Consider the following 12,865-nt stretch of genomic DNA (forward strand, 5'->3'; position numbering starts at 1 on the left):
ATGTTCCGCTTCCCGAAGCGTCTCCGGCTCACCGAACAGCCGGATCTTGTTCACAATCGCATAGAGGTTCACCAGCTTCGCCGGATCGTCGAGTTCATGCTGGAAAGCATCGCCGAACAGGGTCGATGCCTCCCGGATGAACTCGCCATAAAGCGCTTCCCTTCGTGCTCGGTCCTGCACCAGGAGGGTGGCCCGCTCCTGGCTATGTTGCGTCAGCCATGTCGTCGCGAACGAAGCCATCGCGCCGATGGCGGACCCCGCAAGCGCAGACAGCGCCGAGATATAGGCCGCATCCATCGGCGGCAGGCCTCAGGCACCACGCTTCGGCTGTGCCTGCAGCCACTCGCCGTAGAGCCGCTGTGAGATCCACGCGTCACCTGTGGGTGTCAGCCAGGGGCCTCCAAGGACCACCCCAAAATACGGCGCGGTGTCATCCGTCCGGACTTCGCGCGCCTCGCCGAGGCCCTGGAAGTGACGCCTCACCAGCTCGACCATCGGCAGCCGCTCAGGGCCGGCGATCTCGACCATGCCGTTCCGCGGCGGCGCCAAGGCAGCTTCGGCGACCTTCGCCGCTACGTCGGCCGAAGCAATCGGCTGGATCGAGGCGGAGGTCACGTGCGCGACTCCCTCAACGAGCGCGGCGCCTGCAATCGCGGCAACGAACTCGAAGAATTGCGTGGCGCGGACAAGCGTCCAGGGCACGCCCGCCTCAGCGATCAGTTCCTCCTGGGCGAGCTTGGCGCGAAAGTAGCCACTGTCGAGCAGGAGCTCGGTCCCGACCACAGATAGCGCGACGTGGTGGGAGACACCGGCCTGCGTCTCGGCCGCGGCGAGGTTTCGTCCGGCGCGGACGAAAAAGTCCATCGCAACGTCGTCGGCAAACGATGGCGAGTTGGCGACGTCGACCACCACCCCGGCGCCCTTCAACGCTTCTGCCAGCCCCTCGCCCGTCACGGCGTTAACGCCGGTGTTCGGCGAAGCCGCGAGGACTTCGTGGCCAGCGACCTTCAGGGTGGTGACGACCTGCGAGCCGATCGCCCCGTGCCGCCGATGACGACGATTTTCATGGTGCGCTCCGTCCTGTGTCCGGTCCCGGTGGGGACGTTCGAAACCAAGACGAGGGCGGTCCCACCCCCTGTGACATCGGCCCTAGCGAAACTGGTCCGGCCGCAGCCGTGACGCCGTTACGGCCATGAGAATCCGTCCTGCCATGTCACGTCCGCACCTGCTTCCTCGTCAGGCGAACGACATCGCGAGGAGGACGATCATGACGCCCGCCATTCGGAGACCGCAGCGGGCTCTGTTTCACCTGCTCCCTGGGCGAGGGACGAAGGTGTGAGATCTCCCCGTCCGCTCAGATGGCAGTTCCTGATCCTTTTCGTCGGCCTACTAGTCCCAATCCTGCTGTTCGTCGGCGTCCTACTCTGGCGCTTCGCCGCGTCCGAGCGCACGCGGGTCGAACAGGAGGTGCAGACCCGAGCTCACAGCTTGTCCGTGGCGTTCGACCGCGAGATCCACGGCGTTCTCACAACGCTCCAAGCGCTCGCGAGCTCGCCGAGCCTTGTGTCTCACGACCTGCGAGCCTTCTACGCCCAGATGCAGGAGATCAGTCGCCTGCAGGGAATCAACATCAACCTTCGGCGTATCGATGGGACCGCAACGTTGACGACCCGAGCGCCGTTCGAGAACGCTGCGCAGGCACCTCCGGCCCTTGCGGAGATCGACCGAGAGGTACTGCAAACCGGTGTTGCGATGGTCAGCAATGTTTTCCTGACCTCTGTCTCCAAGCAGCCCGTTTTCCAGATCGTCGGCGCCCCCATCCGTATGGGCGAAAGGCAGACCTATTTGCTCGCGGCGAGCCTCGACCTCGGTCATCTCGTCGAGACGACACGCCGCGAGGATCTCCCGTCCGGTTGGATCGGGTCGCTGGTGGATCGCGCCGGAATCGTCGCCGTCCGCACCGAGCGGCAGGAGGAGTTCGTCGGCAAGCTGACCTCGACGGATTTTCGTTCTCATACGGTCGACGATGCCGGACGGTATTATGGCCGCAACAGGGTCGGACAGGACGTCCTGGTCGGCTATGGCAAGTCCAAGCTGACGGGTTGGACCGCAGCGGTCGTGGTCGACAGGGAGCTCGCCGAGGCACCGCTTCAACGTTCTATCCTGATCCTCGCTGGGCTGGGGCTAGCGCTCGGAGTGCCCGTCGTCGGGATCGCGTTTGGGGTCGGTCGACGGGTGGACTTTGCGATGCGTCGCCTTGGCGAAGGCGCTGAGGCGATCGGCCGAGGATATCCCGTTGACGCAATTGCCACCCCCATCCTGGAGGTGAACCGGATCGGGGCGGCGCTCGCAACGGCGGCGCTTCAATTGCAGGCACGGACACGCGAGCGCGAAGTCGCGGAGCTCGCCTTGCGCGATCTCAACCTGGCGCTGGAAGACCGTGTCGCCGCGCGTACGCAAGAACTCGACGACGCGAACCGGGCGCTCCTCGGCGAGATGAAGAGCCGCGAGACGGCCGAGGGCCACCTGCGACAGCTGCAGAAGATGGAGGCCGTTGGTCAGCTCACCGGCGGCATTGCGCACGACTTCAACAACATGCTCGCCATCGTGATCGGAAGCCTCAACCTGATCCGCAAGCGCTTGGCGCGCGGTGACAGCGACATCGAGCGCTTCATCGATGTCGCGTCGGATGGTGCGAACCGCGCGGCCTCGCTGACCCAACGGCTGTTGGCTTTCTCGCGCCAGCAGCCGCTCGCGCCTGAGCCCATCGACGCCAACAAGCTTGTATCCGGGATGTCGGAGATCCTGCGCCGCACGCTCGGCGGCGGCGTCGAGCTGGAGACCGTGCTCGCCGGCGGCCTATGGCGTACCCATGCCGACGTGAGCCAATTGGAGAACGCCATCCTCAACCTGGCCGTCAACGGGCGGGACGCCATGCAGGATACCCACGCCGAGAGCGGTCGCCTGACCGTCGAGACGGCTAACGCCCACCTCGACGAGGACTACGCCAGGACCGTGGAGATCTCACCCGGTCAGTACGTCCTGGTGGCTGTGACCGACACCGGAAGCGGTATGTCGCCGGAGATTTTGGCGAAGGTATTCGACCCGTTCTTCACCACGAAGCCGGTGGGGAAGGGAACGGGACTGGGTTTGTCGCAGGTCTACGGCTTCGTGCGGCAGTCGAACGGGCATGCACGGATCTACTCGGAGCCCGGGCAGGGAACGAGCGTGAAACTCTACCTGCCGCGATTCTATGGCGAAGGCGAAGCAGCTGCGCCCCTCCGGGATGATCGGATCGCACCGGCTCTGGGGAACCGACGCGAGATCGTCCTCGTCGTCGAGGATGAGGAGGCCCTGCGCCTGCTCAGCGTCGAGGCCTTGCGCGAACTCGGCTACAGCGTCCGCCACGCCGAGAGCGGTGCCGCAGCGTTGCGTGTCCTGGGCGCCCAACCCGACATCGCACTGTTATTCACCGATATCGTCATGCCTGACATGAACGGGCGTCTGTTGGCTGAGGAGGCGATCCGGCGGCGTCCAGACCTCAAGGTCCTCTACACGACGGGGTTCACGCGCAATGCCGTGGTGCATAACGGCGTGCTCGATCCCGGCACGCATTTCCTGCCGAAGCCGTTCACGCTGCAGCAACTTGCGAGCAAGGTCCGCAGCATGCTCGATCATGAACCAGCCACGGTCGAAGCCTGAAACACGGCGGGTCGGGTCGAACGGTTCGCCGCGGGGCCTTCCGCGTCACGCGCGGGATCTGTGTCCGGCGCGGATCGCAGGGTCATCATCCCTGGGCCAAGCTCAGGGATGATTGCTTTTCTACCGGCGACACCAAATGACCCTCTCCGGCGCTGCCGCTGCCTTGAACCGTGCTCAGAGCGTGATCAGTAATCCCAGAACACCGGCACCCAGCGGAAGACGTCTCCATCGGCCGCGACCCGGCCCACGGACGGGAACGGCAGGTGCGTGGCGATCAACTGCTCGCCGGTCGCCGCTAGTTCCCGCAGAAGCCGAACGCGAACGCGCGCCGCCTCCTCGGGATCGTGTTCGAAGCCGTTGTGCCAGTCAGGGTGCTCGAACCCGACCGAGAACACGGCGTCGCCAGCGAAGGTCAGCCGATCGCCGCCGGATGCCAGACGGACCACACTGTGCCCAGGCGTGTGGCCGCCGGTCCGATGGACGCTCACGCCCGGCGCGACCTCGTGCATTTCGTCGAAAAGTCGCAATTGACCGCGGTACGCGTGCGCGAACCGCTCGGCGACAGCACGAAGGGCGTCGGGGAACCCCTCTGGCATGGCGACGTGAGAAAAGTCCGGGGTTTCCCAGAATCTAACCTCGGCAGCCGCCACGTGGATCCGTAGGTCTGAGCGCAGTCGCTCCTTCACGCCGTCGACGAGGAGCCCGCCGACGTGGTCCATGTGCATGTGGGTCAGCACCACGTCGGTCACGGACGCGAGTTCAATCCCGACGGCGTCCAATCGCCTGATCAGTTGGCCTGCCCGTGGGAGATTTAGTTTCGGATCCAGCCCCAAGCCGGCGTCAATGAGTATGGTCTGTCGGCCACTCCGAACCACCACAACGTTCAACGACCAATCGAACGCGTCCTGCGGCAGGTACATGTCGTTCAACCAGGCCGCCCTTACGGCCGGCTCGACGTTGTGACCCAACATCTTGGTCGGCAGCGGCAACACCCCATCGCTGACGACCAAGACGTCGATCTCACCGATCCGCAGCGCGTAGCGTGAGGGCACCAACTCCTCACCTCCCAGGCGGGGAGGGCCAGCATATCCCCGATCCGGTCGCGCGGTGTTCGCAGGTGCTGCATTAGTCATCGTCATCCCTTTCGTGGGACGCGCGTGCGTCTATCTTGGCGGTCGCGGAACGCGCGTCGTGCCTCAAGGACGAGACTGGGGCAGCCGTTGTGACATGAGCGATGAAGCTGAAGCTATCGCCAGCCGACGATTGGTTAGCCTTGAGAACTACCTCGTGCAGGCAGTCTCTTCTCCCCATGTCGCCATGTCTGAAGCTTCGTCACCACGAGCCAGGAGGCGGAGGTTCCTGCGTCCTGCTATGGGTCAGAAGTGCGAGAAGTTCCAATGTCCGCTTCCATCCGCTAACGTCCGGAACCAGACGGGCAGAAAGCCACCCAACCCAGTCATTCAGAGGCGCCCGCCACCACGGCAAGATCTGGCCGAAAGCTGCCGGTCCGCTTCGGAGCAGTGCGGCCGAAAAAGCGGACGAGCTCCTACCGACCCAACCCAGTCGTACAGGCTCCGCGTCGGTGCTCGCCGAAAGCGGTCATTCGTTGGCAGCACAGCAACTTTGGCTCGGATTGAAAAGCGAACATTGGGCATGCGGATCCTAGACGTATGCCCGCGGGACAATAGCCGTTGCGTGCATTCGTCAGAATGAGTGTGGTGGAGTGTCCGCACTAATTAGGGATAGCAGGAACACGAGCTAACATGAGAGGATCTTCCCCGCCGCTCAAAAATGCGCGCACGCATCGCAGCTGGTTAAGGAGATTTGCTATCCCAATTTCGAGGTTTCCCTCGGTAGAAAACGCCAGTCTATTTAGTTTCTTTATTCTTCTGGAATATCTCTGAAATCTTCTCAAAGAACATCAATTCATCGCGGTACATTTTTCTCAACTCAATTACATCTGTCGTCTCGTCTTTGCTCAGCTTTCCTACGCCGGAATACATTGTCATAGATTTGATGACGTCTTGAGTCGGAACGATTGTTTTATTTTCCGAGTACATTGCGAGAATGACCAAATTTTCCTCTCTCTGGCGACGCACCGCATCATAGTATCTGAAATCATCCATCGCAGATCGATATTGCCGCAGAAAGAAAATTGCAATGAACTCGATAAAAAACAGCACGCCGAAATTCGGTAACAAATCTAATAAATGATCGATTTTATCTTTATCATTGCTCTGACGGCTTTCAAACTGAGCTTTACTATTTCCCGCCTCGGAAGCGCTGGTTTGCGAAAATGCAATATTTGTCTTCGTATCGACACTAGTTTTATACGAGAACCACCCCAAGCCTACAAACGCAATAACGGCTCCAGCAAGTAAATAAAAACCTGCCCTTCCACGTATACTATTGGCGACCGCGGCGGAGCTATCCGCATAAGCTCTTAGCATCGAACGCGGGTCTTGATGATCAAGTACCGAAATTTCGACTGCCGGTGTTGGACGTTCAATTGAAGCAATCGTGATACTATCGAGCTTGGGTCGAAATTTATCGGATGCCGAAAATCTATCAGCTAGAATTAACGCGATCGGAAATTTGCCAAATATCTGTTTAGAAAATAATGGTATACTCGCAACAACGGCACTCATCGTCAGGTATGGGAACGCATATAATGAAAATGTTAGAATTCCACGATCGTCGAGAAGCTGAAACCCCTGAAATGCTAAAGTAAAAGGCAAGAACGAAAGGAAGGTCCAAATTATAAGTTCAGACACCTCGGTGCGAAAAGCTCTCGATCGTGAATCAATTTGTCGTTGATCGTCGAGCGACTTTATTTATTCTTCTTCCATTTGATCCATCTGAAGTGCATTGAATTTCGATCGGAGACCTAGACTTGAATAATACTAAGATTTTGATTTGCTCGGAGGGACTCGACGTGCCGGTAGTGGTCTAGTCGGCTTAGATTAATTCGGGATTGTCAAGAAGCAAAGCTTCTCTTGAAGTGATGAGGGTTGGGCGTTGGGCCTCTCGTCTAGCCTAGAGCCCTGACCTCGGCTTTAGGGAAGTAATGCAGGTTATATTTCCTTTGAATTTAACAGTGCCGGTCGCAAGCCATCGTCCGCCAGATAGCCGGCAGGCGTACGTTCCCAAGTTCGGCAAAGGATCGTGAGCGGCTCTCGCAGGTAGGTCCGCTTCAAGGCATTTGCCGTCCAGAAGCGGACGGGCAGCAAGCCACCCGATCCGGGCAGTCCGCATCCGACCCAACCTTGCCGCTTAAGGCAATTCGCGGCGCGCCTGAAAGCGGTCATTCAGCCAATGATTGGCGTGCATCTGGCGAATTTAATCTCGGACGAATATGCCTCGTTTTCTGCCGTTCCGCTTGTACTGTTTCATTGGCGGTCTGATGTAGAACTCAGGCCCGGTTAGAGGGTAAGGGGGGCCGCGATGGCTGACGTCCGCCGCATCGGTCTCGTGCTTTGCCCAGAATTCGATTTCATGGGCTTGGCTACCACCTCGCCCTTTGCCGTCGCCAACAGATACGTAACTGACACGACCTATGACATCCGTGTCCTGTCGGAGGCCGGTGGCCTTCTTCACTCGGGGTGCGGCCCCGCCGTCGAGACCGAGCGGCTAAGCGATCCGTCCGCCTTCGACACAATTATCGTCGCCGCGGGGATCAGCCTTCCCGAGCCGAGTTCGGATCTTTTCGTTTATCTACAAGAGGCGGCTCGCTCCACGCGCCGCTTGGCCGGCCTCTGCCTCGGTGCGTTTGCCCTGGCCGATGCCGGCTTATTAAGCGGGCGGCGCGCTACGACGCACTGGCGCTATGCGCCTCAATTCCGCGCGCGCTATCCCGAATGCCATCTCGACATCGATAAGATTTATGTCGCGGACGGCAATATCTGGACGTCCGCCGGCATGGCGGCGGGCATCGATCTCGCTGTCGGCATGGTTGAGCGCGACCACGGCCGTCAAGTCGCCCGTACTGTGGCACGAGGCCTCGTTATGGAGCGCCGCCGGGCCGGGGGCCAGGCCCAGCACTCGGCCCTGCTCGACTTCGACGCGCCGAGCGACCGGATACAAAGCGTTCTCGCCTATGCGCGGCAGAACCTGCAGCGTCCGTTGATCACGGAGGATCTCGCGGCGATCGCCTGCCTCAGTCCGCGTCAGTTCGCACGGGCTTTCCGAGCAGAAACGGGGGTCTCGCCGGCCAAGGCGGTCGAGGTGATGCGCGTCGAGGCCGCCAGGCACATGCTGGAGCAAAGCCGCCTGCCCATTGAGGAGATCGCCGACGCTGCCGGCTTTGCTAACCGCGAGCGGATGCGCCGGGCGTTCCTGCGCGTTCAGGGAGAAGTCCCACGGGCAATCCGTCGGGCGGCTGGACCGCTCGCGGTCGTCTGACCGCCCCGCATGTCCGAAAACGAGGCAATTATGACGTAGTGGGTGCGGAGACCTCTGCGTAAGCATGGCCGTGGGGCCTACTTACTCTCAGGGATTCGTTGCGATGGTCAGCCTGACGATCAACGGTCGCCAATATGCAGTCGACGCCGAGCCCGATACTCCGTTGCTCTTCGTCCTGCGCGACACGCTCGGCCTGACTGGCACGAAATACGGCTGCGGCATCGCTCAGTGCGGGGCCTGCACGGTGCATCTCGACGGTCAGGCGACGCGGTCATGCCAAGTGCCGCTGGAGAGCGTCGGCACCCAGACCGTTACCACCATCGAGGCGATCGAGCAGGACGAGGTCGGCCGGAAGGTTGTCGAGGCTTGGGTCGCATTGCAGGTGCCGCAATGCGGCTATTGCCAGTCCGGTCAGGTCATGGCCGCCACTGCCTTGCTGAAGCAGACGCCGCACCCGACCGAAGGCGACATCGCCGACGCGATGACGAACCTTTGCCGGTGCGGAACCTACAATGCCATCGCTGCCGCCGTGCGGCAGGCTGCTGCCTAAGGAGCAAGCCATGATCCCGCTTCTTCGCCCAGCAGCCCCGTCCCGCCGCCGCTTTCTTGCAGGTGCCAGTGGCGCCCTCGTCCTTAGCGCCCTCCTGCCAGCGCGCTTAGCTCGGGCCGAGGCCCAAGGTCCTGCCGAGGGTGCCGGTGCCCTGGCGCCTAAGCCAGGGACGCGGGTGGTTGCCTTCCTGGAGATCCACCCGGACGGTACCATCAGGCTGCTCAGCCCCTTCGTAGAGGGTGGTCAGGGCATCGCCACCGGTATGGCCCAGATCGTCGGCGAGGAACTCGACGTGCCGCCCTCCCGCTTCGTTGTGGAATGCGCTCCGCCCGGCCCGGACTACGCCGTCGTGAACGGCATCCGCATGACCGGCGGCAGCTTCTCGACCCGGTCAAGCTACGAGACCATGCGCCGCCTCGGCGCCACCGCTCGTGACCTGATGATCCGGGCGGCGGCGGCCAAACTCAAGGTGCAAGACGGCGAACTTACCACCCGCGACGGGGTGGTGATGCACGCGGCCTCGAACCGCTCGCTGTCCTACGGTGATCTCGCAGCCGACGCCCTGAAGCTCAAGCCGAACGAGTCCGTGCCCCTGCGCGACCCGGCGACGTTCCGCTACATCCGCCAGCCGGTCCCCCGCCTCGACGTGCGGGACAAGTCCACGGGCCGCGCCGTCTACGCCATCGATCAGAAGGTCGAGGGCATGCTCTACGCCGCCGTGCAGCACGCGCCGCGCCTTGGCACGGAACCAAAGGGCCTCGCCAACGAGGCGGAGGTCAGGGCCATGCCAGGCGTGCACTCAGTCCACCGCCTGCCGGGCGCGGTGGCGGTTGCCGCCGACAGCTGGTGGCGGGCGCGCAAGGCTGTCGAGGCGCTGAAGGTCGAGTGGACGGCGCCGAAGGCGAGCGGCCTCGATACCGTCGCGGCCGACTTCTCGTCCGAGATCATGCTCGCGGCTCTCAAGACGTCCGCCGATCCGGGCCAAGTGGCCGAAGAGAAGGGCGACGTTGCCGCCGCCTTCGCCAAGGCCACCAAGGTGGTGGAGGCGGATTACGAGGCGCCTTATCTCGCACATGCCCAGTTGGAGCCGCCCTCGGCCATTGCACGCTTTGACGGCGACGGGACCCTCGACGTCTGGCTCCCGAACCAGATGCCAGAGGTATTCCAGACCGTGTCAGCGAAGGTTGCCGGACTGCAGCCTGCACAGGTCCGCATCCACTCGCCGATGCTTGGCGGCTTCTTCGGCCGGCATTTCTTCTACGAAGCCAGCAATCCGTTCCCGCAAGCGATCCTGCTCGCCAAGGCCACTGGGCGCCCCGTGAAGGTGCTGTGGTCGCGGGAGGAGGAGTTCGCCCGCGACGCCGTGCGCCCTCTGAGCTTCAGCCGCTTCCGCGCGGCCCTCGATCCGGCGGGGCAGCCGACGGCGCTTGAAGTGCGGACGGTGGGGGAAGGTCCGATCGGCCGCTACTTCAGCATGATGATGCAGACGCCCGTCGATCCTTCAGCGGTCGAGGGCATCGTCGAGAAGCCCTACGCCGTGCCCAACCGGCGCATGACCTTCACGAAGGTCGCGCATCCGGTGAACATCGCCTTCTGGCGCTCGGTCGGGCACTCGATGAACGACGCGTTCTACGAGAGCTTCCTCGACGAGGTCGCCCAGGCCGGCGGGCAGGATCCGTTCGCGCTGCGCATGGCGCTCCTCCAGGGTAATGCCCGGCATCGGACGCTGCTTTCGACGGTGGCCGAGATGTCAGGCGGCTGGCAGCGCGGCCCCTATCGTGGCGAGGGTGGGATGCGCGCTCGCGGCCTCGCCATGGCTTCGCCCTTCGGATCTGAGACGGCGACCATCGCGGAAGTCTCGGTGAAGGGCGGGGAAGCCCGCGTCCACAACCTCTGGATCGCGTTCGATCCCGGCAGCATCGTCAACCCGGCCATCGTCAAGGCGCAGGTAGAATCCGCGGCGGCGCTCGGCCTGTCTTCGGTTCTGTTCGAGCAGATCGTCTACCGGGACGGCGTGCGGCAATCGCAGAACTACGACACCTATCCAGTCCTGCGCCGCGAGCACATGCCGAAGGTCCACGTCAGTATCGTCGAGAGCGGCGCGCCGATGGGCGGGGTCGGCGAGCCGGGTCTGCCGGGCGTGCCGCCTGCCGTCCTCAACGCCATCGCGGCGCTTACCGGTCAGCGGGTCCGCGCGCTACCGGTCGCCAACACCAAGCTCTCCAGCGTCTGATAAGGATACCTTGATGACCCAACACATTGGGACGGCGCTCGTGACGGGCGCGTCCTCGGGAATCGGCGCGGCTTACGCCGACCAGTTGGCTGCCCGAGGCCATGACCTTATTCTCGTTGCTCGCAACAAGGCCCGGCTGCGAGCGGCGGCGGAGCGTCTCGGCCGAGAGGCCGGCGTGACTGTGGAGGTCATGTCGGCCGACCTGACCCAACCGGAGGATCTTGCCTCAGTCCGGGACCGCATCGCCATGGATGCCGCCCTAAGCGTCTTGGTGAACTGCGCCGGCCTCGGGCCGCTCGGCCCCGCCCTAGACAGCCCCGCCAGCCTCTATGACGGGATGCTCGACCTCAACGTCAGGGCGCTGCAGACCCTCTCCCTCGCGGCGGCGAAAGCTTTCGGCGAGCGGGGAGCGGGCACAGTGATCAATGTCTCCTCCGCGGTCGCCATCGTCCCAGAGCGCTTCAACGCCCCCTATGCGGCGAGCAAGGCCTTCGTTCTGGCACTGACGCAGGGGCTCGGAGCTGAACTCGCCGGCAAGGGCGTGCGGTTGCAGGCGGTGCTGCCCGGCGTCACCCGAACCAACTTTTTTGAACGGACGGGCGCGGATATCGGGCAGATTCCGTCCGAGATGATCATGGAGGCGAGTGACCTCGTGGCGGCAGCCCTAGCCGGCCTCGATGCGGGCGAGACCGTTACGATTCCCTCGCTCCCCGATCTCGGTGATTGGCAAGCTCTCGAAGCCGCCCGGTTCCGACTTGGTCCCAACCTCTCCCGCAGCATGCCGGCCTCCCGCTATGGTCTCGGCTAACGCGCGAAGAATTCGATGCCTCGTCGAGTAGGAGTTCGTCCATGCTGCAGGTCGTCGAAGGCGAGCCGAGCGAAGCCGCGCTGACCGCCCATCGTGACCCGGACCAGCCCCCTCTGCCGGGAGGCTGGCGGCAGATCGAGGCATTGCCGGTCGGCCTGTTCGCGGCGGTGATGGGCCTGACGGGACTGAGCGTCGCGTGGCGGCTCGCCCATGCGCGATATGGCGTGCCGTCCTGGGTCGGGGAGGCCATCGCGCTGATAGCCTCAACGGCCTTCCTCGCTATTGCGGCGGGCTATGCCGCCAAGGCCGTCATCGCGCGTGAGGCCGTGCGGGCGGAGTTCCGCCACCCCATCGCCGGCAACCTGTTCGGCACGCCGCTCATCAGCCTGCTCCTGCTGCCGATCCCTTTGGCGCCCTTCAGCCTCACGCTGGCGCGCGCGCTTTGGATCGCCGGCGCCATCGGCATGACGCTGTTCGCGTGGCTGATCGTGACGCGCTGGTTGAGCGATCGGCAGCAGGCGGCGCATGCGACGCCGGCCTGGATCGTACCGGTGGTCGGCCTGCTCGATGTACCCCTGGCCCTTCCGGGGCTCGGTCTGCCGCCGATGCAGGGAGTGATGATCTTCGGGCTGGCGGTGGGGCTGTTCTTCGCCGTGCCTCTGTTCACGCTGATCCTGTCCCGCCTCCTGTTCGAGGCGCCGCTGCCCGCAGCCTTGCAGCCGTCGCTCCTGATCCTCGTGGCACCCTTCGCGGTCGGCTTCTCGGCCTATGTCGCCACGACGGGCGCAATCGATCTCTTCGCTAAGTCGCTTTTCGCGATCGCACTGTTCCTGCTCGCCGTGCTGCTGCCGAAGCTCGCCCGGTTCGGACGCGCCTGCCCTTTCCGCGTCTCCTGGTGGGGCGTGAGCTTCCCGCTCGCCGCAACAGCGGTCGCGGCTCTGCGCGTCGCGACGGCGGAACCGGCTCCGGCGACCGACGGCCTTGCCCTGGCCCTGCTCGGGCTGGCCACGCTGGTCATCGGCTGGCTGCTCGTCCGAACCTTGATCGGCTTAGCTCGTGGAGAGCTGCGGACACTGACGCTGTGACGGCCAATAGCCGAACTCCCGTTGCTCATCCGATGTCGGCTCTCACAAGTCCTCATCAAAAAGCAGACTGACAGAAATCCACCCAA

10 protein-coding genes are annotated in these 12,865 nt (G+C 63.3%); 6 read left to right on the plus strand and 4 right to left on the minus strand.

Annotated elements, in window-relative coordinates; all coding sequences use genetic code 11:
* The coding region (locus ACLBWX_RS18260) for a hypothetical protein (protein WP_447678423.1) at nt 1-297 on the minus strand (297 nt) is incomplete at its 3' end.
* A gap of 12 nt (nt 298-309) precedes the next feature.
* Complete coding sequence (locus ACLBWX_RS18265) at nt 310-954, minus strand: SDR family oxidoreductase (RefSeq protein ID WP_447678424.1); 645 nt, start codon at nt 952-954, stop codon at nt 310-312.
* A 381-nt stretch (nt 955-1,335) separates the two neighbouring features.
* Here ACLBWX_RS18265 and ACLBWX_RS18270 point away from each other — a divergent pair, with 381 nt between their 5' ends.
* Nucleotides 1,336-3,702 carry an ATP-binding protein gene (locus ACLBWX_RS18270; RefSeq protein ID WP_447678425.1) on the plus strand — a complete coding sequence of 789 codons (2,367 nt, stop codon included), beginning with the start codon at nt 1,336-1,338 and terminating at the stop codon, nt 3,700-3,702.
* Nucleotides 3,703-3,887: 185 nt separating this feature from the next.
* Here ACLBWX_RS18270 and ACLBWX_RS18275 read toward each other — a convergent pair whose 3' ends face one another.
* Together ACLBWX_RS18275 and ACLBWX_RS18280 are read right to left on the minus strand one after the other, a co-directional pair.
* Nucleotides 3,888-4,841 (minus strand): MBL fold metallo-hydrolase, encoded by a 954-nt coding sequence (locus ACLBWX_RS18275; RefSeq protein WP_447678426.1) that lies wholly within the window; start codon nt 4,839-4,841, stop codon nt 3,888-3,890.
* Between the two features lie 729 nt (nt 4,842-5,570).
* On the minus strand, nt 5,571-6,350 hold the full coding sequence (locus ACLBWX_RS18280) for a hypothetical protein (protein ID WP_447678427.1): 780 nt from the start codon (nt 6,348-6,350) through the stop codon (nt 5,571-5,573).
* A gap of 796 nt (nt 6,351-7,146) precedes the next feature.
* On the opposite strand from ACLBWX_RS18280, the gene ACLBWX_RS18285 reads away from it, so the two are divergent.
* The 5 genes from ACLBWX_RS18285 (at nt 7,147) to ACLBWX_RS18305 (ending at nt 12,779) form a co-directional block, all read left to right on the plus strand.
* The gene (locus tag ACLBWX_RS18285) at nt 7,147-8,103 is read left to right on the plus strand and encodes a GlxA family transcriptional regulator (RefSeq protein ID WP_447678428.1); all 957 of its coding nucleotides are present in this window, start codon (nt 7,147-7,149) and stop codon (nt 8,101-8,103) included.
* Between the two features lie 103 nt (nt 8,104-8,206).
* Complete coding sequence (locus ACLBWX_RS18290) at nt 8,207-8,653, plus strand: (2Fe-2S)-binding protein (RefSeq protein ID WP_147812588.1); 447 nt, start codon at nt 8,207-8,209, stop codon at nt 8,651-8,653.
* Between the two features lie 10 nt (nt 8,654-8,663).
* The gene (locus ACLBWX_RS18295; protein WP_447678429.1) at nt 8,664-10,886 is read left to right on the plus strand and encodes a molybdopterin cofactor-binding domain-containing protein; all 2,223 of its coding nucleotides are present in this window, start codon (nt 8,664-8,666) and stop codon (nt 10,884-10,886) included.
* 13 nt (nt 10,887-10,899) lie between these two features.
* Nucleotides 10,900-11,694, plus strand: a complete 795-nt coding sequence (locus tag ACLBWX_RS18300; protein WP_447678430.1) for an SDR family NAD(P)-dependent oxidoreductase — start codon at nt 10,900-10,902, stop codon at nt 11,692-11,694.
* A 41-nt stretch (nt 11,695-11,735) separates the two neighbouring features.
* On the plus strand, nt 11,736-12,779 hold the full coding sequence (locus ACLBWX_RS18305; protein WP_447678431.1) for an SLAC1 anion channel family protein: 1,044 nt from the start codon (nt 11,736-11,738) through the stop codon (nt 12,777-12,779).
* The last annotated feature ends 86 nt before the right edge of the window (nt 12,780-12,865 follow it).

The sequence above is a fragment of the Methylobacterium sp. M6A4_1b genome (genome assembly GCF_053345175.1).